Origin of the sequence: Methylobacterium sp. PvR107 (assembly GCF_017833295.1) — a bacterium.
Lineage (GTDB): Bacteria > Pseudomonadota > Alphaproteobacteria > Rhizobiales > Beijerinckiaceae > Methylobacterium.
Window position 1 is genome coordinate 5,362,633 of the sequence record NZ_JAFIBW010000001.1, and the last position, 21,720, is coordinate 5,384,352.

Annotated in this window: 19 protein-coding genes and 1 pseudogene; 11 read left to right on the forward strand and 9 right to left on the reverse strand. The window is 71.5% G+C overall.

Annotation, left to right across the window (positions count from 1 at the left end):
• Nucleotides 1-181 precede the first annotated feature (181 nt).
• Nucleotides 182-817: a hypothetical protein gene (locus tag JOE48_RS25335; RefSeq protein ID WP_210033872.1), complete on the reverse strand. Its 636-nt coding sequence runs from the start codon at nt 815-817 to the stop codon at nt 182-184.
• Between the two features lie 435 nt (nt 818-1,252).
• Between JOE48_RS25335 and JOE48_RS25340 the strand changes: the two genes are divergently transcribed.
• From JOE48_RS25340 to cysG, 8 genes are all read left to right on the forward strand, one after another.
• Nucleotides 1,253-1,840 carry an ANTAR domain-containing response regulator gene (locus JOE48_RS25340; RefSeq protein ID WP_210033874.1) on the forward strand — a complete coding sequence of 196 codons (588 nt, stop codon included), beginning with the start codon at nt 1,253-1,255 and terminating at the stop codon, nt 1,838-1,840.
• Complete coding sequence (locus tag JOE48_RS25345) at nt 1,837-2,835, forward strand: CmpA/NrtA family ABC transporter substrate-binding protein (RefSeq protein ID WP_210033876.1); 999 nt, start codon at nt 1,837-1,839, stop codon at nt 2,833-2,835. Before JOE48_RS25340 ends, JOE48_RS25345 begins: the two co-directional genes overlap by 4 nt.
• Nucleotides 2,836-2,980: 145 nt before the next feature.
• Nucleotides 2,981-3,142, forward strand: a complete 162-nt coding sequence (locus tag JOE48_RS25350) for a hypothetical protein (RefSeq protein ID WP_210033878.1) — start codon at nt 2,981-2,983, stop codon at nt 3,140-3,142.
• Between the two features lie 454 nt (nt 3,143-3,596).
• Nucleotides 3,597-4,865, forward strand: a complete 1,269-nt coding sequence (locus JOE48_RS25355) for an NAD(P)/FAD-dependent oxidoreductase (RefSeq protein ID WP_210033880.1) — start codon at nt 3,597-3,599, stop codon at nt 4,863-4,865.
• 10 nt (nt 4,866-4,875) lie between these two features.
• Nucleotides 4,876-6,693 (forward strand): NirA family protein, encoded by a 1,818-nt coding sequence (locus JOE48_RS25360; RefSeq protein WP_210033882.1) that lies wholly within the window; start codon nt 4,876-4,878, stop codon nt 6,691-6,693.
• Nucleotides 6,690-8,294 (forward strand): sulfite reductase subunit alpha, encoded by a 1,605-nt coding sequence (locus tag JOE48_RS25365; RefSeq protein ID WP_210033883.1) that lies wholly within the window; start codon nt 6,690-6,692, stop codon nt 8,292-8,294. Before JOE48_RS25360 ends, JOE48_RS25365 begins: the two co-directional genes overlap by 4 nt.
• A 219-nt stretch (nt 8,295-8,513) precedes the next feature.
• Nucleotides 8,514-11,210, forward strand: a complete 2,697-nt coding sequence (locus JOE48_RS25370; protein WP_210033885.1) for a nitrate reductase — start codon at nt 8,514-8,516, stop codon at nt 11,208-11,210.
• A gap of 203 nt (nt 11,211-11,413) precedes the next feature.
• Entirely contained in the window at nt 11,414-12,892 is a 1,479-nt protein-coding gene (gene cysG, locus JOE48_RS25375) for a siroheme synthase CysG (protein ID WP_210033890.1), read from the forward strand.
• 59 nt (nt 12,893-12,951) lie between these two features.
• On the opposite strand, the gene nudC is transcribed toward cysG, so the two are convergent.
• The 5 genes from nudC to JOE48_RS25400 form a co-directional block, all read right to left on the reverse strand.
• The gene (gene nudC / locus JOE48_RS25380) at nt 12,952-13,854 is read right to left on the reverse strand and encodes an NAD(+) diphosphatase (protein ID WP_210033891.1); all 903 of its coding nucleotides are present in this window, start codon (nt 13,852-13,854) and stop codon (nt 12,952-12,954) included.
• Between the two features lie 8 nt (nt 13,855-13,862).
• The gene (locus JOE48_RS25385) at nt 13,863-14,282 is read right to left on the reverse strand and encodes an HIT domain-containing protein (protein ID WP_210033892.1); all 420 of its coding nucleotides are present in this window, start codon (nt 14,280-14,282) and stop codon (nt 13,863-13,865) included.
• A gap of 91 nt (nt 14,283-14,373) precedes the next feature.
• On the reverse strand, nt 14,374-14,967 hold the full coding sequence (locus JOE48_RS25390; RefSeq protein WP_210033893.1) for a hypothetical protein: 594 nt from the start codon (nt 14,965-14,967) through the stop codon (nt 14,374-14,376).
• Nucleotides 14,968-15,078: 111 nt separating this feature from the next.
• A complete protein-coding gene (locus JOE48_RS25395) occupies nt 15,079-15,942 on the reverse strand; it encodes a universal stress protein (protein WP_210033895.1) in 864 nt (287 codons plus the stop codon).
• Between the two features lie 26 nt (nt 15,943-15,968).
• Complete coding sequence (locus JOE48_RS25400) at nt 15,969-17,117, reverse strand: acyltransferase (protein WP_210033897.1); 1,149 nt, start codon at nt 17,115-17,117, stop codon at nt 15,969-15,971.
• Nucleotides 17,118-17,411: 294 nt separating this feature from the next.
• Between JOE48_RS25400 and JOE48_RS25405 the strand changes: the two genes are divergently transcribed.
• Nucleotides 17,412-18,116: a DUF4142 domain-containing protein gene (locus JOE48_RS25405; RefSeq protein WP_210033900.1), complete on the forward strand. Its 705-nt coding sequence runs from the start codon at nt 17,412-17,414 to the stop codon at nt 18,114-18,116.
• Nucleotides 18,117-18,203: 87 nt separating this feature from the next.
• Here the strand turns inward: JOE48_RS25405 and JOE48_RS25410 are convergent, their stop codons facing one another.
• The 3 genes and pseudogenes from JOE48_RS25410 to JOE48_RS30550 form a co-directional block, all read right to left on the reverse strand.
• Nucleotides 18,204-18,869: a carbonic anhydrase gene (locus JOE48_RS25410; protein WP_210033902.1), complete on the reverse strand. Its 666-nt coding sequence runs from the start codon at nt 18,867-18,869 to the stop codon at nt 18,204-18,206.
• A 45-nt stretch (nt 18,870-18,914) separates the two neighbouring features.
• A complete protein-coding gene (locus JOE48_RS30545; RefSeq protein WP_245252960.1) occupies nt 18,915-19,430 on the reverse strand; it encodes an NUDIX hydrolase in 516 nt (171 codons plus the stop codon).
• 54 nt (nt 19,431-19,484) lie between these two features.
• Nucleotides 19,485-20,245: pseudogene (locus tag JOE48_RS30550) on the reverse strand (DUF429 domain-containing protein).
• Nucleotides 20,246-20,371: 126 nt separating this feature from the next.
• Between JOE48_RS30550 and JOE48_RS25420 the strand changes: the two are divergent.
• Both JOE48_RS25420 and dut read left to right on the forward strand, forming a co-directional pair.
• Nucleotides 20,372-21,253, forward strand: a complete 882-nt coding sequence (locus JOE48_RS25420; RefSeq protein ID WP_210033904.1) for an HpcH/HpaI aldolase/citrate lyase family protein — start codon at nt 20,372-20,374, stop codon at nt 21,251-21,253.
• Nucleotides 21,250-21,720, forward strand: coding sequence for a dUTP diphosphatase (dut, locus tag JOE48_RS25425; protein ID WP_210033906.1), 471 nt, complete (start codon nt 21,250-21,252; stop codon nt 21,718-21,720). Before JOE48_RS25420 ends, dut begins: the two co-directional genes overlap by 4 nt.

Sequence of the window (21,720 nt, forward strand, 5' to 3'; positions counted from 1 at the left end):
TCCGCTGCAACGCACCTAGGACGGGGAAGCGGGAGATCCAGGGGACCCGTGGGCGGCTGGGCGCTGCGGCCGGGCGGTGGTTCGGCTCAGTCCCGGGCCTGCTCGAGACGCGTCGCGATGGCGGGCCAGAACCGTCCGACACCGCTGCTCGCTTCGACCGATCCCAAAATCCGTCGGCCGCTCAGCGGAGGCAGTCAGCCACCGCCAGGGAGACGGAGCCTTTCACCGCGGCAGCACCGCTGCGCACGAGGTCCGCGGCATCACCGACAACCCTTGCGGCCGGCGCCAGGGTCTCGGCTACGGTCGCGACGAAGGGCAGGGCCGGCTCCGGGATCGAACCCTCTCCGCCCGGTTCCGCAGCCTCCGCGTGGGCGGCGGCGAACGGATCGGCGGCACGTTGCGGAACCTCCGGGCATCGGCGGCCCGGACAGGTTCGGCGGTTCGCGGCCAGACGCGGAGCCGGCCGGGCCGGCGTTCCCGCAGGAAGCGCCGCGGCCTTCGAGGTCGAACCGTCGAGCGGGTAAGCCTCCGCGAAGGCCATCGAGGCTGGCAGCCGACCGGGCACCGCGACGACGGCGGCCGTCCGTGCAAAATCCGTTGGGGAGGGCGCAGTCCCGGCGGGGGCGGCAATGGATTCGGTCGTGAGGGGATCGAGTTCCGCAAGTGCCGCCCGAGCGACGGGCGGAGCCGGATTCGACGACGGGCAATAGAGCGAAGCCACGCCCAGAACGGCCACGACGGCCAGTGTCGGCAGGAACGGCATCGAGACACGGCCGGTGCCGGTTTCCGTCAGGGCGGGCTGATCTGGCCTGCGCATCCGAATCACCGATCTCCATGACCGCTTCCCGAACTCCAAGAGCGGCCAGCATTGCGGCGGAAGCTGGACCATTTGTTTTCGCGTCGGTTGCAGGCCATTGCGAACCGGCAGGGCTTCCCCCCCGGGCCGATCGCTCGCGCCGTCGTTCCGCGATGCCGCAGGCGAGCCCGGATCCGGAGGGGCACGCCGGAGCCGGGCAACCGGAACCGAAGGCGGAACAGAACCGCGGCGCTCCGGCATGTCTGGCTCACGCGCTCCGTGGCGCAACCCCGGGATGAGGGGGCTGTCGTCGGTTCAACCAACCTTCCGATTCAGGACAGGATGCGTGGCCGCAGGGCTTTCCGCCGCCGCATCCGGAGGGCACAGAGCTTGCGTAGCTTGGGCAGCCCGGACCGGGCCGCCCCTCCAAGACGACCCGCCCCGAACCGGGCTCCGATGACCGAAACCAACCTCACCGTCGCCGTGATCGACCCGAGCCGAGCCCGCGCGGCGATCCTGGAGGAAGGGCTGCGAGCAGCCGGCGTCGGCCGCGTCGTCGTCATCCCCGACACCGCGGACCTGCTGGAGCGCGTCACAGCGCTGCGGCCCGACGTGGTGGTGATCCATCTCGAGAGCCCGAGCCGGGACATCCTGGAGCAGATGTCGGGGGTCTCACGGCAGGTCGAGCGGCCGGTGGCGATGTTCGTCGACCGCTCGGACACGACCATGATGCAGGCCGCCGTGGATGCAGGGATCTCGGCCTACGTCGTGGACGGGCTGCGCGCCGAGCGGATCAAATCGATCCTCGACATCGCAATCCTGCGCTTCAACGCCTTCGCGCGGCTTCAGCGTGAACTCTCGGAGGCGCGGGGCGAGCTCGCCGATCGCAAGCTGATCGAGCGGGCCAAGGGCATCCTGATGAATCTGAAGGGCCTCAGCGAGGAGGAGGCGTACAAGCAGCTGCGCCGCAAGGCCATGAACGAGAAGCGCAAGATCGCCGATATCGCCCGTGCGATCGTCACCACGGCGGACCTGCTCGGATGAGGCTCCAGCTCGGCTACGTCCCGCTCTGCGACGCCGCGCCCCTCATCGCCGCGCACGAGCTCGGCTTTGCCCGGTCCGAGGGGCTCGAACTCGACCTTACGGCCGAGCCGTCCTGGGCGACCCTGCGCGACCGGCTGGCGCTCGGGCATCTCGACGGCGCCCACATGCTGGCACCGCTGGCGCTCGCCAGCCGGCTCGCCCTTTCGGGACCGCCCTCCGATTTGGTCGTGCCGCTGCAGCTCAGCGTCAACGGCAATGCCATCACCCTGTCGCGCGGCCTCTGGGCGGCGATGGATCCGGCAAGCGAGGAGCCGACGGATGTCGCCCGCGCCTTCGCGCGGGCCGCGGAGGAGCGGGCCCGGGCCGGCCGGCCCCTGACGCTGGGCACCGTCCATCCGTTCTCGTGCCACAGCTACCAGCTGCGGCTGTTCGCCGAGGCCGGCGGGCTCGACCCGGCGACCTTCCGCACCGTCGTCGTCCCGCCCCAGTACAGCGTCGAGACCCTGGCCCGCGGCCTCGTCGACGGGTTCTGCGCCGGCGCGCCATGGAACGACGTGGCGGTGGCGGCCGGGCACGGGCGCATCGCCGTGCAGGGCGGCGCGCTGGCACCCGACGCCCCCGAGAAGGTTCTGGCCGTGTCGGAGCGGCTCGGCGATGGGATCCTGCCGCTGGTGCGGGCGGTGGCGCGCGCCGGGCGCTGGTGCGCCGATCCGGAGAACCGCTCCGAGCTGATCCACCGAATCGCCCGCCGCGGCTATCTCGACCTCGACACGGCTCTGCTGGGACGGACTTTCGCGGGCGACCCCGCGGCGGCGGCGGAGGCCGGCCTGCTCCTGCGCTTCGGCGCCTCCGTCGAGGAGCCGCGCCTCAGGGACGCCGAGTGGCTGTTGGCGCAGATGCGCAGCTCGCAGCAGATCAGGTCCGGAGCCCTCGAAGGCTCCGCCGCGATGGTCTACAGGCCCGATCTCTACCGGGCCGCGGCGGCGGATCTCTGAGGCCGGCGACAGACGGACATGTTCGTCATTTTCGTGCAACGTCAGGCCGGGAAATGCTGGAACGTCGAGCGGGCTTGCCCGTTGTGTCTCCGCCATGCCCGGATGCCGCAAGCTCGATACTGGATCGTCGTCGTCGCATCCGCAGATGCGGGTCGAACTCCGACGCTACGTCTGCCGGGGCGCGAAGCCGCCCAGGGCGTCCAATGACAACCGCCGTCCCGGTATCGGCCACGCCTGGTACTGGGTCCTGGCAGCCGGCGTGATGCCGACGCTGGGCCTCCTGGCGATACTCTCCTCGTTGATCTGAATCGGTTCGGCCGGTCGGGCGACGCGCTGCCACGTGGCGGCGGTCGCGGCCTGTCTCGGCCGGGGCCGGCGTTCAGCCGCCCGGGTCGGCGGCGCCCGCGGGCGAAGCGAGGCGTCACCGCGCGTCTCCGGCCGAACGCGACCTCCGCCGCCTGCCGATTGAGCCGCCGTGCGCCCGTTTTTTGTGCAGCGCATCGTGCAGGGCCGTGCCCCGCGCCAACACAGCGGTGATCAAACTTTCCTCAACGGCCGGAATGGCTTAGCGCGCCGCCGCCAACTTGGCACGAAGCCTGCTTGGATCTTGGCGTCCGTCAACGGCGACGGACAGCGCCGTCAGCGAGGCCGCTGATCCGGTTCTCCTGAGGCAGCCCCCTGCCGAGAGACGACCGGCAGCGGCTTTTTCGTGGCGGTCCGCCAACGATCCTGCATCCGAGGTTCCAAGACGCGATCGAGCGATGGCGACATCTCCTACGCACACCCGTGTTCACGATCCGCGCGCCGAAACCGGGCCGCCGCGCGAGCGACTCGTCGTCGTCGGCAACGGCATGGCGTCCCTACGCTTTCTGGAGCGCCTGACCGAGGGCTCCCCCGGCCGCTACGACGTGACCTGCGTCGGCGCGGAGCCGACCGCCGCCTACAACCGGGTCCTGCTCTCCTCGCTGCTCGGCGGCGAGGTCGACGAGGCGGCCTGCGCGTTCCGCAACCTCGACTGGTACGCTGCCCACGGCATCCGCCTGATCACCGGCGCGCCGGTGACGCAGATCGACCGGGAGAACGGCATTGTGATCGTGGGCGAGACCCACATCCTGCCCTTCGACAAGCTGGTGCTCGCGGTCGGATCCCTTCCCATCCGCCTGCCTAAGCCCGGCATGGACCTTCCGGGTGTCATCACCTTTCGCGACCTTGCCGATGTCGCGGCGATCCGGAAGGCCGCCGTCCAGCATGCCCGCGCCATCGTCATCGGCGGCGGATTGCTGGGCCTTGAGGCTGCGGTCGGGCTCGCGCGCCTCGGGGTCGACACGAGCCTGCTCCACGTCATGGACCGGCTGATGGAGCGCCAGCTCGATCATCATGCCGCCGGACTGGTGAAGCGCGCCATGGAAGCGCGTGGCGTGCGGATCATCCTCAAGGCCGACACCGACCGGATCGAGGGGGACGGCCGCGTCGAGCGCCTCGTCCTGGCCGACGGCACCGTTCTCCCGGCCGATCTGGTGGTGATGTCGGTGGGCGTGCGCCCCTCGGTGGCGCTGGCGCAGGCTGCCGGGCTGACGATCGGCCGCGGCATCACGGTCGACGACCGGATGACGACCTCGGATTCGCGCATCTTCGCGCTGGGCGAGTGTGCCGAGCACCGCGGCCAGGTCTACGGGCTGGTCGAGCCCGCCTATGAGCAGGCCGAAACGCTGGCCCGCCACCTCGCCGGTCATCCGGCCGAGTACCGCGGGACGGCTCTGTCCACGAGCCTCAAGGTGTCGGGCCTGCCGGTCTTCTCGGCGGGGATCGTGGACACGCCCGACGATGCCGAGGCGATCGTGCTCTCCGATCCGGGTGCCGGCCTCTATCGCAAGCTGCTTGTGCGCGACGGCCGGCTGCTCGGCGCGGTGTTCGTCGGCGACATCGCCGAGCAGGGCGCCTGCAAGGGGCTGATCCGCTCCGGCGATCCGATCGAGAGCGTGGACGACTTGATGTTCGGGCGCCCGGCGCCCGAGCCGCTGGCTGCTTGAGGAGGCGCGGATGTCCGAGACCACCACCCAGATCGCCGCGGTCGCGTTCGAGGCCGAGCAGAAGCGCTATCTCGAAGGCTTCGCATCCGGCATCGCCGCCGTCCGCATGACCGGCGGCCTCGCCGCGGGCGGGGCCGGGGCGGCCGCGCCGCCCGCCGAGCTCACGGGCCCGGACGCGATCCACATCAAGGCGCAGGACCGGACCGTCAAGGACGGCGGCAAGCTCTGCGAGCAGGAGAAGTGGAAGCGCGCCGAGAGCCCGTTCGACGGCCACAACCGCCTGATCCAGGAGGCCGCCGCCGGCAAGCAGCCGAAGCCCGAGGACAATTTCCGCTGGCGCTATCACGGGATGTTCTGGGTCGCGCCGAATCAGGTCTCGTACATGTGCCGGATGCGGATCCCGAACGGGATCCTGCACCACTGGCAGTTCGCGGGCGTCGCCGACCTCGCCGACCAGCATGGCGGCGGCTACGTCCACGTGACGACCCGGGCCAACCTGCAGGTCCGCGAGATCAGCCCCGAGCACGCCCAGCCCTTCCTCGACGGCCTGACCGATATCGGCCTCACGGCCCAGGGCGCGGGTGCCGACAACATCCGCAATGTCACCGGCTCGTCCACCGCCGGCATCGACGCGCAGGAGTTGCTGGACACGCGCCCGCTCGCCAAGTCCTGGCACAACTGGATCCTGAACGACCGCTCGCTCTACGGCCTGCCGCGCAAGTTCAACGTCGCCTTCGACGGCAGCGGCGTCATGCCGACCCTGGAGGAGACCAACGATATCGGCTTCCAGGCGGTGGAGGTTCTGGAGGGCGCCTCGGTGCCTCCGGGGATCTACATGCGCCTCGTGCTCGGCGGCATCTCGGGCCACCGGGACCTCGCCCGCGATACCGGCATCGTGCTGAAGCCAGCGGATTGCAATGCGGTCGCCGACGCGATCATCCGTGTGTTCATCGAGAACGGCGACCGGACCAACCGCAACAAGAGCCGGATGAAATACGTCCTCGACGCCTGGGGCTTCGACAAGTACCTCGCCGCCGTCGAAGACAAGCTCGGCCGCAAGCTCGACCGGGTCGCGCCGGAGCGCGTGGCGCCGCGCAAGGCCACCGACCGCTTCGCCCATGTCGGGGTCCACGCCCAGAAGCAGCCCGGCCTCAACTGGATCGGCGTGGTCCTGCCGGTCGGCAAGATGACCAGCGATCAGGTGCGGGCGCTCGCCAAGATCGCGGCCGAGTGCGGCGACGGACAGATCCGCCTCACCGTCTGGCAGAACTTCATTTTTTCCGGCGTACCGGATGCGAAGGTCGCCGAGGTTGAGCAGCGGGTGCTCGATCTCGGCCTCACGACCAAGGCGGCCGGCATCCGCTCCGGCCTCGTAGCCTGCACGGGCGCCAAGGGCTGCAAATTCGCGGCCTCCGACACCAAGGGCCACGCGCTGATCATCGCCGACCATGTCGAGAAGGCCGTGCCGAACCTCGACGTGCCGGTGAACGTCCACCTCACCGGCTGCCACCACAGCTGCGCCCAGCACTACATCGGCGATATCGGGCTGATCGGCGCCAAGGTCGTCGTCTCGGAGGAGGGCGACACCGTCGAGGGCTACGACATCGTGGTCGGCGGCGGCTTCGCCGAAAACCCCAAGATCGGCACCGAGATCTGGAAGGCCGTGAAGGCCGAGGACGCACCCTCCCGCGTCGAGGCGCTGCTGCGCGCCTACCTCGCCCTCCGCCAGGGGCCCGAGGAAAGCTTCCTGGCCTTCACCAGCCGCACCGGCGCGGAGGCGCTCCGCGACGCCGCCGAGGACCAGCCCGCCCTGAAGGCCGCCGCATGACCCAGCACGTCTCGCCCCCCCTCGTCCTGATCCCCGAGACCGCGCCCTTCAACGAGGACCAGCGCGCCTGGCTCTCCGGCTATTTCGCGGCCCTGCTCGGCCCCGCCGTCGCGGGCGCCACGGCGCTCGCGCCCGGCGAAGGCCCCGCGACCGGGCCGAAACTGGCCGACAACGACGACGCCCCCTGGCACGACCCGTCGGTGCCGCTCGGCGACCGGATGGAGATGGCCAAGGACCGGCCCGAGCCGCAGAAGCTGATGGCCGCCATGGCCCAGCAGGATTGCGGCCAGTGCGGCTACAACTGCGCCGACTACGCCAACGCGATCTTCCTGAAGAACGAGGCGCGCCTGAACCTTTGCCAGCCCGGCGGCAAAGAGACTTTGCGCATGCTCAAGAAGCTGGACGAGGAGTTCGGCGCCGCCGGAGGCACCCCGGCCGCGCCGAAGGCGGACGACGACGCCCCGAAGGCCGCCGCCGACCTCGGTCCCCTCGGCTTCTGCCGCGAGAACCCGGTCGAGGCGCTGTTCCTGTTCCGCCGCCGCCTCAACGATCCGGGCGGCGAGAAGGAGACGTGGCACATCGAGATCGGCCTCGACGGCACGCCGATCGAGTACGAGGCCGGTGATTCGCTTGGCCTGTTCCCCGCCAACGCCCCGGCGCTGGTCGACGCGGTGATCGCGGAACTCGGCGCCCGGCCCGAGCGGGTGATCGGCGACAGGACCCTGCGCGAGCACCTGCTGATCAACTACGCGCTCGGCGCGGCGCCCGACAACCTCTACCAGCTCCTGTCGCTGCTCACCTCGGGCGCGGCCCGCAAGAAGGCCCAGGCGCTCGCCTCCGGCGAGGATCCGGACGGGGACGCGGCCTATCTCGACGTGCTCGGCGCGCTCCACAAATTCCCGGGCGCGCGGCCCGACGCCGAGGTCTTTCTGGAGGCCTTGGACGAGCTACAGCCGCGGCTCTACTCGATCTCGTCTTCGCCCAAGATGGATGTCGGCCGCGTGTCGCTGACCGTGGACGCGGTGCGCTACAATCATCGCTCGCGGCTGCGGCTCGGCGTCGCCTCGACCCATCTGGGCGAGCGCCTGCCCGAGCAAACCAAGGTGAAGATCTACCTTCAGAAGGCGCACGGGTTCGGGCTGCCGGCCGACCTGTCGAAGGACGTGATCATGTGCGGCCCCGGCACCGGGATCGCGCCGTTCCGGGCCTTCCTGCGCGAGCGCGCCGCCACGCAGGCGCCGGGCCGCAACTGGCTGTTCTACGGCCACCAGCGGCAGGCGAGCGACTTCTTCTACAAGGACGAACTGACCAAGCTGAAGGACGACAAGGTGCTCACCCGCCTGTCCCTGGCCTGGTCCCGGGACGGCACAGAGAAGACCTACGTTCAAGACCGGATGCGCGAGAACGGCGCCGATCTGTGGAAGTGGCTCGAAGGCGGCGCGCATTTCTACGTCTGCGGCGACGCCAAGCGCATGGCCAAGGATGTCGAGCGGGCGATCATCGACGTGGCGGCGCAGTTTGGCGGCAAGAGCCCCGAGGACGCGGTGGCGTATCTCGCCGCGCTGAAGAAGGCCGGGCGCTATCAGGCCGACGTGTACTGAGCGGCCCAAATCCTCCCCCCGATGCGGGGGAGGGTGCCCCGCGGATGCGGGGCGGGAGAAGGGAGCCCGGCTTCCGAACAAGGCTCTGCGGAGGTGCCACGCTCCAGCCTGCGCCGGCGCTCCCCTCTCCCGACCCCTTCGGGGGCTACCCTCCCGCAGAGGGAGACGCGGCGCGAAGCTTGCTCCCGCCGGGGACACGACCCTTCGAGGACTTGAGCCATGACCCAGCCAGTGGCGGCGCCGACGGTGCGGACCACCTGCCCCTATTGCGGGGTCGGATGCGGCGTGCTCGCGACCCCGGACGAGCAGGGCGGCGCCACCATCGCGGGCGATACCGAGCACCCGGCCAATTTCGGCCGCCTGTGCTCGAAGGGCTCGGCGCTGGGCGAGACCCTGTCGCTGGAGAACCGCCTGCTCCATCCGCAGGTCGATGGCGCCCAGGTCTCGTGGGACGCGGCCCTCGACACGGTCACGGATAAGCTGCGCGCGGTCGCCGCGGAGCACGGGTCGGACGCCATCGCCTTCTACCTCTCGGGCCAACTTCTCACCGAGGACTATTACGTCGCCAACAAACTCGCGAAGGGCTTCATCGGCACGCCGCACGTGGACACCAATTCGCGGCTGTGCATGTCGAGCGCGGTCGCGGCCCACCGCCGGGCCTTCGGCTCCGACACGGTCCCGGGCTGCTACGAGGATCTCGACGAGGCCGACCTGATCGTGCTGGTCGGCTCCAACACGGCCTGGTGCCACCCGATCCTGTTCCGCCGCATGGCCGACGCGAAGGAACGCCGCGGCACCAAATTCGTGGTCATCGACCCCCGCCGGACCCAGACCGCGCAGGAATCCGACCTGTTCCTCGGCATCCGGCCAGGCACCGACACCGCCCTGTTCTCCGGCCTGCTGGTCCACCTGTCGGATAACGGTTTTCGCGATCGCGCCTTCGTCGATGCCCATACCGCCGGCCTCGACGGCGCCCTCGACCGCGCCCGCCAGATCGCACCCGACATGGCGGCGGTGGCCGCCCAGACGGGCGTGCCGGAGGCCGACATCGCGGCCTTCTACGCCCTGTTCGCCGGCACCCGCCGGGTGGTCACGGCCTTCTCGCAGGGGGTGAACCAGTCGGCGCAGGGCACCGACAAGGGCAACAGCATCATCAACTGCCACCTGATCACCGGCCGCATCGGCGAGACCGGGATGGGGCCGTTCTCGCTCACCGGACAGCCCAATGCCATGGGCGGGCGCGAGGTCGGGGGCTTGGCCAACATGCTGGCCGCCCACATGCACTTCACCCCCGAGGAGGTGGACCGGGTACGGCGCTACTGGGGCGCCCCGAGGATCATCACCGGCGAGGGCATGAAGGCGGTGGCGCTGTTCGAGGCGATCAGCCGGGGCAAGATCAAGGCGCTCTGGGTGATGGGCACGAACCCGCTGGTCTCGATGCCGCGCGCCGACGCGATCCGCGACTCGCTCGCCGGGCTCGACCTCTACGTGGTGTCCGAGGCGGTGGCGGATTCCGACACCGCCCGGGGCCGGGCCAGGACCACCGTGCTGCTCCCCGCCCAGGCCTGGGGCGAGAAGGACGGCACCGTCACCAATTCCGAGCGGCGGATCTCGCGCCAGCGCCGCTTCCTCAAGAGCCCCGGAGAGGCGCGGCCCGACTGGGCGGTGCTGTCGGAGGTCGGCCGCCGGCTCGGGCATGGCCGGGCCTTCGCGTTCGACTCCGCCGCCGCGATCTTCCGCGAGCATGCCGGGCTCTCGGCCTACGAGAACAACGGCACCCGCGATTTCGACCTTGGCGCGCTGACCGATCTCAGCGATGCCGCCTATGACGCGACCCTGCCGGTGCAATGGCCGATCCCCAGGCGCTCCGGTTTCCGGGGCGCGCCGCACGGCAAGGCGCGCCTGTTCGGCGACGGTCGGTTCTACACCTTCGACCGACGTGCCCGCTTCGTGGCGGTGCAGCCGCCGGGCCTCGCCCAGGCGGTCTCGGAGGCGTTCCCCTTCGTGCTCAACACCGGTCGGGTGCGCGACCACTGGCACACGATGACGCGGACCGGGAAGAGCCAACGCCTGTCGGCGCACCGGGCCGTCCCGTTCGTCGAGGTCCACCCGGACGACGCGGCGGCCTACGGCCTCGCGGAGGGCGGCATCGCCCGACTGACGACCGAGCACGGCGTGGCCGAGCTGGAGGTGACGGTCACCGACACGGTGGTGCCGGGGAGCCTGTTCATGCCGATGCACTGGGGCGGCGCCTTCGCATCGCAGGCCCGGGTTGGCGCGCTGGTGCGCGGCATGCCGGATCCGGTGTCTGGACAACCCGAGCTGAAAGCGACCCCGGCCTCCATCGCGCCGGTCGCCTACCGGGCCCGCGGCTTCCTGCTGTCCCGGGCGCAGGTGGCGCTGCCGGAGGGCTGGTGGTGGGCGCGGGCGGCGATCACCGGCGGCTGGGGCGTGCAGTTCGCCACGCAGGACAGCTCCCGAGCCGTGGCACTGATGGTGCGCGGCCTGATCCAGAGCGAGGCGCTGCCGGGCTGCGAGCTGGCCGAGTACGCCGATCACGCCCGGGACCGCTACCGCTGCGCCGTCTATGACGGCACGCGCCTCGTCACCAGCCTCGCCTATGCACCCGCCGCGGCGCGCCCGGACTGGGAGGCCGCCAAGGCCCTGTTCGCCGCCGAAGAGCCGGAGACGCCTGAACGACTGGCGCTGCTCTCCGGGCGGGCTGCCACGGCTTCGGCCGGCCCGGTGGTCTGCGCCTGCCACGGCGTCGGCGCCGATGCGATCGCCGCCACCATCGCGGGGGGCGCCGGCTCGGTGGAGGCGGTGGGCGCCGCCTGCAAGGCCGGGACGAATTGCGGCTCCTGCATACCGGAGATCCGCAAGATGCTCGCAGGTCAGACCGCCCGTGCCGCGTGATTATCTGGTACACTCGCGAAAGAGGATAGGCTGGCTTCTCCCATCCGATCCCCTCATTCTGAGGTGCCCGCGTCAGCGGGCCTTGAAGGAGCCCTCCAGCCGGCCGCGCGATCCCTGGAGCCCTCCTTCGAGGCTGCTGCGCAGCATCTCAGGATAAGGGGGCGAACCGGGGCGGCCGGATCAGGACGATTCAGGACGGACCCGTGACCGATACCCCCCTGCGCGCGGCCCGCGCGCCCCGCGAGACCAAGGCCGCCGGCCTCGAGCCGCTGGCGGTGCTGCCCGTCTTCGTGCCGCTGCGCGGCAAGCGGGTGGTGCTCGCCGGCTCCTCCGGCGGCGCGCCCTGGAAGGTGAAGGTGCTGGCTGCCGCCGGCGCCCATGTCGACGTCTACGCACCCGAGCCCAGCGAGGAGCTGCGCGCGGTGCCGGGCGAGATCGTGGACGGAGAGGTGGTGCTGCACGAACGCGCCTGGAGCCCGGACGATCTCTGGGGCGCGGTTTTCTGCATCGGCGCCATGGAAGACGAGATCGAGTGCGTCGCCTTCGTGGCGGCGGCCCGCGGGGCCGGTGCCATCGTCAACGCGGTCGACCGGCCGCATCTCTGCGACGTGAAGTTCGGCGCCATCGTCAACCGCTCGCCGCTCGTGGTCGGCATCTCGACGGAGGGCGCCGCCCCGGTCTTCGGCCAGACCGTGCGCGCCCGGATCGAGGCGTTGCTGCCCCGCGGCTTCGCCCGCTGGATGGGCGCGGCCCGCGACTGGCGGGACGGCGTCACGGCGCGCTTCCACGGGTTCGCCGAGCGCCGGGCCTTCTGGGAGCGCTTCACCGACCGGGCCTTCGCGGAGCCCGACCGGGCGCCGTCGGATCGGGATCTGGCCGAGCTGCTCGGCGAGACCGAGGCTGCCCCGAAGGGCGGGGCGGTGACCCTGGTCGGTGCCGGCCCAGGCGATGCGGAACTGCTGACCCTCAAGGCGCTGCGGGCGCTGCGCAACGCCGACATGATCCTCTACGACGACCTCGTCGCCCCCGAGATCCTCGACTACGCCCGCCGCGAGGCCCGCACCATGCTGGTGGGCAAGACCGGCCACGGCCCGTCCTGCCGGCAGGACGACATCAACGCGCTGATGGTGCAGCTCGCCCGCTCCGGCAAGCAGGTGGTGCGGCTGAAATCCGGCGACCCGCTGGTCTTCGGCCGGGCCGGCGAGGAGATCGAGGCCTGCCGCGCCGCCGGCATACCGGTCACGGTGGTCCCCGGAGTCTCGGCGGCGCAGGGCGCTGCGGCAGCCCTCGGCGTGTCGCTGACCCACCGCGATGCCGCGCGCCGCCTCCAGTTCGTCACCGGCCACGACCGCCGCGGAGCGCTGCCCGACGATCTGAACTGGGGCGCGCTGGCCGATCCCAGCGTGACGACCGTGGTCTACATGCCCAAGCGCACCTTGCGGGCGCTGCTCGCCCGGGCGGTCGCGGAGGGGCTGGCGCCCGCGACGCCGGCGCTCCTCGTCTTCAACGCCACGCGCCCGAACCAGACGGCCCTGCGCGGTACGGCGGCCGATCTCGCCGATCGGGTCGAGGCAGCGGGCCTCGACGGGCCGGCGCTGCTGATGGTGGGCGAAGCCTTTTCCGAGATGCGGGGCGCGCTTCCGGCTCAGGCGGAGCAGAACCGGGTGGCGGTCCGAGGCTGAGTGCGCCAAGGGCCACCCGCTCCGCCATCACGAGCGTAGCGACGTGATCCAGGGCGGGCTCAGGTCTCGCCGGCCACGAAGGCGCGCATCAGGTAATTGGCGATCGCCATGGGCGGTGGCGCCTGGATGCCCTCGGGATGCGTACCGTCGAGCATCGCGGCGACGGCCGCGCGGTCGAACCAGCGGGCATCCTCAAGCTCGCTCGGATCGGTGACGATGGCGCCGTCGAGGGCCTCGGCGGCGCAGCCGAGCATCAGCGAGGATGGGAACGGCCAGGGCTGCGAAGTGCGGTAGGTGACCGCGCCGACGCGGATCTGCGTCTCCTCGAAGACCTCGCGGCGGACCGCGTCCTCGATCGTCTCGCCCGGCTCCAGGAAGCCCGCGAGGCAGGAATACATGTGCGGCCGGAAATGCGGACCGCGGCCGAGCAGGCAGGTGTCGCCGCGGCGCACCAGCATGATCACCACCGGGTCGACCCGCGGGAAGTGGTGGGCGCTGCAGTTCGGGCACTCGCGGCGGAAGCCGCCGGCCTTCACCACGGTGGCGGTGCCGCAATTGGCACAGAAGCCGTGACGGGAATGCCAGTCGAGCATCGACTTGGCCACGGCCAGGAGCCCGAGCTCCTCGGCCTCAACGGCGGATTCGGTGGCGATGGAGCGCAGGTCGAGGGTGCGGATCCCGTCGTCGGCGAACCGCACCGCGGCCTCGGCCGGCGCCGCGGCAGCGAAGACCGGCTGCCCGTCCCGATGCCCCAGGAAGATCCGCATCCCGTCGGTCAGGCCCGCTGCGTCGGCGGGATCGATCAGGGCCGTCGAGCCCCGCAGGACGAGCCGGTCGCCGCAGAGCAGGACCAGCCGCGCCTCCGGCGTGTCGAGGGCAGGTACCGCTTCCTCTGGCTGCTCGGCCGAATGCCGATCGAGACGGTTCCGGACGAAGCCGAGGGTATCGCGGGGATCGGTCATGCGTGCGTTCAGGCCGCGGAGAACAGGGCGCCGGCGCGCTCGATGAGCTGCGCGCGGGCATGAAGCGGGTAGGGCGTGCGGGTTCCGACACCCCAGACCGGGCCGGGCCAGGCCGGGTCCGAGCGGAAGCGTCCGACGACATGGACGTGAAGCTGCGCGACGACGTTGCCGAGGGCTCCGACATTCACCTTGTCGGGCCGGGACAGGGCCTGCATCACGCCGACGGCGATGCGGGCCTCCTGCCAGAGCGCCTGCGCGTCCGGCTCTGCGAGATCGGTGATCTCGACGAGATCCGTGCGGCGCGGCACGAGGATCAGCCAGGGAAACCGGGCATCATCCATCAGCAATACGCGGCACAGGTCCAAGTCGCCGATCTCGACGGAGTCGGCGGCCAGGCGCGGATCGAGGGTGAAGTCCGAGTCGCTCATCGCTCACCGATGTAGCGCAGCTCCGGCCGCGGCGCGCGGCCGGTTCGTGGGAACGGTGACGCAGCACACGCGCGGCGGCGGACCGGCACGGTCAGAGGCCCGGCACGACACCCTGGCGTCCGACCGCGATCGTGACGGCGTCGAGCGATCCGTCCGGTGCCGACCGGGCGAAGATGGTCACGGCTGCGCCCGGTTCGAGCAGGGCCTTCTCGCCGGGCGAGATCTGGGTCACCGGCGTGTCGCGGGGGACCTCGAAGGCGGATCGGCCGCCGCCGTAGCTCAGCGCAACCCGCAGGGGCGATCCGGCCTGCAGGTCGGCGACCCAGCCGGCCGTCAGGGTGGCGCCGGGCGCGGTGTCCCAGGGTTGGCTTCCCGCCTCGAAGCCCCGTTCGGACGGCGAGTACAGCGTCACCGCCGTGGCGCGCTGCGGCTCCGATCCGGGAGCACCGACCACGCTGACGTAGCTCTCAGGCTTGATCGCCCACACGGACGACTGGTTCACCGCGTAGACCCGGGTCCGCGGGCCCATCCGCAGGCTCAGGGTGCTGCCGCTGGACCGCCTGATCTCCAGGCGGTCAGCCTCGGCGCGGATCACCGTACCGCGAAACCGGGGCAGGATTGCTTCCGCGCGGGCGGCGGTTGTGGCGGCCAGGGCCAGCACGGCGGCAAGGAGAAGGCGTCTCACAGGGCTCACGGGCTCCTTGTCGCTCAGGTCCGGGAGCCGAACGTCAGGCGCCACGCCCGGTTCCCGCCCGCAGGCCTGCCATCCCGCACGCCGCCGCTCAAGGCCCCGCCCTCAATGCGCCATCAGCACCGGCATGTCGGCGTGGGCGAGCACGTGGCTGGTGACGCCGCCGAAGATCATCTGGCGCAGGCGGCTCTGGGTGTAGGCGCCCTTGATCAGCAGGTCGCAGCCGAAGGCCTGAGCCTCGGTGAGGAAGGTCTCGCCGGGGGCGCGCCGACCGGCCGGCAGCGCCCGGTGGGACGCGTCCACGCCTTCGCAGGCCAGCGCCTGGGCGAGATCCTGCGCGGTCGGGCCCGGGACCATGCCGCCCTCGACGCTGAGCACCAGCACCCGCTGCGCCTTGCGCAGGAACGGCATCGCGAAGGCGACGGCCCGGGCGGTCTCGGTGGAGCCGTTCCAGGCGATCAGGATCGCCTCGCCGAGGCTCGACGGCGGGGTCGGCGGCGCGAGCAGGATCGGCCGGCCGCTCTCGAACAGGGCGGTCTCGAAGGTGGTCATGCGCGGCGCGTTGTCGGTGGTGCCCGGACGGCCGACCACCGTCGCCGAGAACAGCCGCGCGTACTGACCCAGGAAGGCGTCGCCGGTCGGCACATCCTGCCGCCAACGGAAGCGCGGGCCGGCATCGGCGACGCGATCCGGGATGCACAGCCCGTCACGCGCGTGCCGGGGAATGCCGGCCGCGTCCATGAAGGCGACGAAGCGGCCGCCCGCCTCCTCGGCTTCCGCCCGGTCGGCTTCCTCGTCGCGCAGCCACGTCATGCCGCCGACCATATCGACGGGCACATATTCGGCGAGCGCAGGACGTAGAGACACGCCCTCGATCAGGCTGCCGAAGCGCGAAGCCGCCAGCCGGGTCGTCTCGAACACCGAGGGCAGGGCGTCGTGCATCGCGACGGGTACGAGCAGCGTCTTCATGGCAGCGTCCTCCTCGGGGAGCGAGGCTAATCCGGGCGGCCGCTCTGTGGAACCGGCCTCGGCGCGGCGCGCACACGGTTTTGCGCGTCGCTTGGATCAAGGCGGGCGCGCGCCCACCGGGTGAGCGGCCGCTCGACGAGGTGATGGACCAACAGGGCGGCCGCGACACTGCCGGCGAGCATCAGAACCATGCCGCCCCAGGGGTGCAGGGCCGGCGCGGGGCCGAGCCGGATCAGCGCCTCGCGGACGAGGCGCAGCGCGAAGGGATGCACGAGATAGAGGGCGTAGGAGGCGTCTCCCAGGATCACGAGGCCGCGCACCGCTGCCGGCAGCCGTGAGACCTGCGCGGCGTCGCGTTCCGGCCCGAGGGCAGCGGCCACCAGCAGCGCCGCCGGCACGCCGACGAGCAGCGGGCGGAGAAACCCGTCGGCCCCGTCCAGGCCGGCGAGCCAGCGGGCCGCCAGGACAAGGCCAAGGGTGCCGAGGATCGCGAGGACGACGCGGACCGGCAGCCCCGGCCGGAACCCGCCCCGATAGGCGGAAGCGAGGCCGGCACCGACGGCGAATTCCAGTACGATCGGGTCCGCCCAGAAGCGTAGCGGCACCGGCAGGTCGGGTATGAACCTCCCGGCGGCCACGAGGAGCGCCAGGATCAGGACCAGCCAGGCGACCGCACCACGCCGGCCGAATCCAAATCCGGCTGCGAAGAGAACGTAGAAGAAGGCCTCGTAGTTCAGGGTCCAGCCCAGCCCGTAGACCGGCTGGATGGTGCCGTCGGGCCGGGCCGCCGGCCAGAACAGGAACCCGGCGACGAGCGCACCGGGATCACGAACCAGGGCGGCGGCCTCGCCGAGAAGCTCCGGACGCGCGAGGGCGAGGCCGAGATACGCGAAGCTCACCAGCCAGTAGAGCGGCACCACCCGTGCAACCCGGTGCGCCAGGAAGCGCCCCGGGCCGCCCGGCTGTCCGACCAGGCGCCCGGCCGCCAGGACGATGACGAGGCCGGAGATCACGAAGAACAGGTCGACCCCGCCCCACCAGGGCATCAGCGTGCCGGGGCCGAGCGCCGGGCCGGTGCCGCGCCCGGCGAGCAACCCGGCCTCGTGCCGTGCGTGATGCCACACCACCATCAGCGCCGCCGCGGCGCGCAGGATCTGGACTGCGACGAGGCTCATGGAGCGGCCGCGCCACGCTCGCGACGCCCCCCCCTCCCGACGCCGGACGGTCGCGCCGTGATCCCGTCGCGCCGGGAGCGAGCCCTGAATTCATCGTCCTGAGGGGAGGGTGACACGTGTCTTCGAGGCCGCCAATCCATCGCAGGTCCTACTGGCGCAAAGCAAAAACGGCAGGAACCATAGGCCGAGGGCCTCGTTGACGCACCAATTCGCGAACGCGCTGGCGTGAGGTCTTCGATCTCCGCGTGCAGCCTACCAGGCCCGTTCGCGCATCCACTTCGAGAAGAGGTTCCGATGCTCAAGAATTATGCTGCCGCTTCCGCGCTCGTCATGGCGCTGTCGACCCCGGCTCTCGCGCAGAGCGCCAACGACTTCCGCCTGCAGGCGATGCAGGCCAATACGTTCGAGATCCAGTCCTCGCAGATCGCGCTGTCCAAGTCGCGCAACCCGCGGATCCGCTCCTATGCGCAGGAAGTCCTGCGTGACCACCGCGCCGCCAACGTCGCCCTGGCCGGCGGCCAGACCGGCGCCATGGCGGCCGGCGATCCGGGCCTCGGCGGTCTGGTCACCGCCCCGATCGCGGTGGCGGGGAGCGCGGTCGGCGCGGGCGTCGGCGCGGCGACCGGTGTGGTCGGCGGCACCCTGTCGGGTGGCCCGGTCGGCGGCCTGGAGGGCGCGGGCGCCGGTGCGGCGAACGGCGCCGCTGCGGGCGGCCGCATCGCTCGCGGCGACGTCGCGGCGACCGGCGCCTCGACCATCGTGCCGCCGAGCCCCGAGCAGCAGGCGATGCTGTCCGAGCTGTCGGCGGCCCCGGCCGGCGCGCGCTTCGACCGCCTGTACACGGCCCAGCAGATCCAGGCGCATCAGATGAGCATCGCGATGACGCAGGCCTACGCTCAGGGCGGCCCGAACCCAGCCCTGCGCAACTACGCCCAGCAGGCCCTGCCGGCCCTGCAGATGCATCTCCAGGAGGCCCAGCGCCTGCCGGGCGCGATGTAACGCGCGATTTCGGACGCGGCCCGGCTGTGAGCCGGGCCGACCGGCGGCGGGTGCGAGCCCGCCGCCTTTTTCATGTCCGCATCGCGGTCAGTCGCACGCGATGGCGGCGACCGAGCGGACCGCAAGCCCGGCGGTGTCGAGCGGCGGCTTGAACTCGCCGGTCTTCGGATCACAGACCAGCAGCGAGCCGGTGGCGACCCCGAAATGAGCGCCGTGGAGTTCGATCCGGCCGTCGTCGACCCGCTCCTTCACGAACGGGAAGGTCAGCAGGTTCTCGATGCTCTGCTTGACGACGGCGAGCTCCAGCTTGGTCAGGTAGTCCGGCGCCTCGGGATCGCCCGCCTTGGACTCGGCCTGACCCACGAGCGAGACCCACTTGCCGATGAAGTCGCCCGGGGAAAGCGGCTTGGCCTTGTTGGCGTAGGCCTTGATGCCGCCGCAGGTGGCATGGCCAAGCACGACGATGTGCTTCACCTCCAATGCCTGGACGGCGAATTCCAGTGCCGCCGAGGTGCCGTGATACTGCCCGTCGGGCTGATAGACCGGCACGAGGTTGGCGACGTTGCGGATCGTGAACAGCTCGCCCGGACCGGCATTGAAGATCGCGCTGGGCGAGACCCGGCTGTCGCAGCAGCTGATGATCAGGATTTCGGGATTCTGGCTGGAGGCGAGCTGCGCGAAGCGCCGGCGCTCCGTCGGGAAGCGGTCCTGCAGGAAGGACCGGTACCCCTCGGTCAGGTAGATGGGGAACATCAAATCGTCTCCGGTTAGAGGATTCCGCGTCGCGCGGAGTGGAAGTCAAGGATCCTGCCAAGTCAGAACGCGCGGCTCGACCGGAATAGTCCCGGCGGCGACTTCGGCTGCAAGCGCGGCAAGTCCCGCGGGCTCGACGCGCTCGCCGCTGGCGCGCAATTCATCGAGCGGCCACCAGCGCGTGCCGATCACGGGATTGTCCTCGGTCTCGGCGAGACGGCTGGTATCGACCCGGTCGTCGGGCAGGCGCACCAGGAAGTAGCGTTCGCGCGCGTCCCGCGACTGGCGGAACAGGTGGAACGGCCCGTCGCATGCGGCGATCTGCGGGCCGATAATCGCGTCGCCGCGGCCGATCTCCTCCTCGAGCTCGCGCCGGCAGGCGGTGACGTGATCCTCGCCCGGTTCCAGGCCGCCGCCGGGCATGAACCAGAACCGGAGCGGCTGCCCGTCCGGCCCTTTGGCGTGGACCGACGAATAGGCGATCAGCAGGATCCGGTCCTGCGGATCGAGGACGATCGCCCGGGCAATATGACGAATCGGAAGAGGGGTCGCTGCGCTCATGACGGCTGAGCTAGAGCGCCCGGTTCGCGATGAACACCGGTTCGGACCAAATGATCACCGTTCCGGCGGGGTTCGGTTCCTCGCCGGCGAGCCCGGCGCCCAGATCACCACGGGCAACCCGTGCGCGTCGCGCTCCGGCAGCGCGGGCAGCGGCACGGCGCATCCGTCGAGGATGTCGCGGGCGACGATCACCGCCGCGAGGGCGTCGAGATGGTCGTCCTCCGGAACACCGCGGACCCGGCCGGCGATCAGCGCCTCGGGCAGGCCGGCGGCAGCCAGGAGCGTCCGCCGCACGGCGAGACCCGCCTGCGCGTTCCGGCCCTTCTTGGGCAGGCCGAGCGGCCGGTCGCCATTCAGTGCATGAAACGCGACCTCCGGGTGGACCTCGTAAAGCCGGTCGCGCGCGTCCGGGCGCTCCCGCAGCAGCGTGTCGACCGCGCGGACGTAGCGGAAGATGTTGAAGCCTTGGATCGAGGGTGCGAAGGGCGGTTCGCTGCCGGCGCGGGAGGCTGCCTTGGCGGACTCGTAGTCCGGCGCGTACACGGCGGCCCGGGGCGGCATCGAGAAGACCGAGGATCGCGCCGGCCCCAAGCGCGCGCGGGCGGCGCGGTCGGCGGACCGTCCGCCACCGAGGATCCGGTCGGGCAATCCGATCGGCACGTCGATCCCGACGACGAGGGGCTGCTCCGGCGCGTCTAGACGGCGGCAACATCCGGGAACAGGGCGCAGCGGTGGCGGGCCGGATCGTCGAGATCGATGAGCGCGCCCGCCCAGGCGCCCCGGCACCCGTCCAGCCCCGCGATCCAGCGCGCCATCCTGCCTCCTTTGCCGATCCCCGCGCCGCGGAACCCAGCGCCCGCGATGGTCTTGTCTGCCTTGCCCGCCCGGGCGCGGAAAGCTATCCGCGTCGCGGCGGGCGCCGCAGCCCCGGGAGAAGCGTGATGAGCGAGATCCGTCCCCGCCGCAGCGTGCTGGCAATGCCCGGCTCCAACGCCCGGGCGCTGGACAAGGCGCGGACGTTGCCCGCCGACGTGATCCTGATCGACCTTGAGGACGGCACCGCCCCCGCGGTCAAGGCCCAGGCCCGCGCGCAGGTCGCCGCCGCGGTCGCGGCGCGCGGCTTCGGGCCGCGCGAGGTCGTGGTCCGCATCAACCCGCCCGACACCGAGGACGGCGAGGCGGATCTGATCGCGCTCGCGCCGGCCGGCCCGGACGCGATCCTGGTGCCGAAGGTGCGCGCCTCCGACACGCTGATCGCCGTGGGCTCGCGCCTGCGCCGGCTCGGCGCGCCGCTCGCCACACGGGTCTGGGCGATGATCGAGACGCCGATGGCGGTGGTGAATGCCGCCGAGATCGCCGGCGCCGCCCGGGACGTGGACGGCCGGCTCGGCGCCCTGGTGATCGGCCCGAACGACCTGCTGAAGGCCTCGCGGATCCGTCCTCCGGGACGGGCCGCCCTGATCCCCTGGCTGATGAACGTCCTGGCCGCCGCCCGAACCTACGAGATCGACGCGATCGACGGCGTCTTCACCGACCTCACCGATTCGAGCGGCTTCGAGACCGAATGCGCGCAAGGGCGCGACCTTGGCTTCGACGGCAAGATGCTGATCCACCCGAGCCAGATCGGCCCGGCCAACGCCGCATTCGGGCCGGACGCCGAGGAGATCGCGCAGGCGCGCCGGATGATGGATGTCTTCGACACCCCGGAGAACCGCGAGCGCGGCGTCATCGCGGTGGACGGCAAGATGGTCGAGCGCCTCCATGTCGAGGCGGCCCGGCGGACGCTCGCCATGGCCGAGGCGATCGCGCGGCTGTCCGCGTGAGCGACCTGCCCGAGGTCGGCCTGCGGCTGCTCGACCCGCGCCTGCCGGGCTGGGGCTTCCCGCGCTGGGGTTCGTCGGCCGCCGCCGGCCTCGACCTGCATGCCTGCCTCGACGCGCCGCTTGAGCTGCCGCCTCAGGCGAACCCGGTCCTGATCCCGGCGGGATTCTGCGTGCTGATCCGCGATCCGGCCTGGTGCGGACTGATCTTCCCCCGCTCGGGGCGCGGCCACCGGGAAGGTTTGGTTCTCGGCAATGGCACCGGGGTGATCGACGCGGATTACGAGGGTCCGCTGCTGGTCTCCGCGTGGAACCGCGGCGCGGCCGAGCCGGTCCGCATCGAGCCGGGCGAGCGGATCGCGCAGCTCGTCTTCACGCGGATCACGCGGCCGGCGCTGATCGTGCTGGAGGACGCGCCCGGCCCCGGCTCGGAACGGGGCACGGGCGGGTTCGGGTCGAGCGGGCGCTAG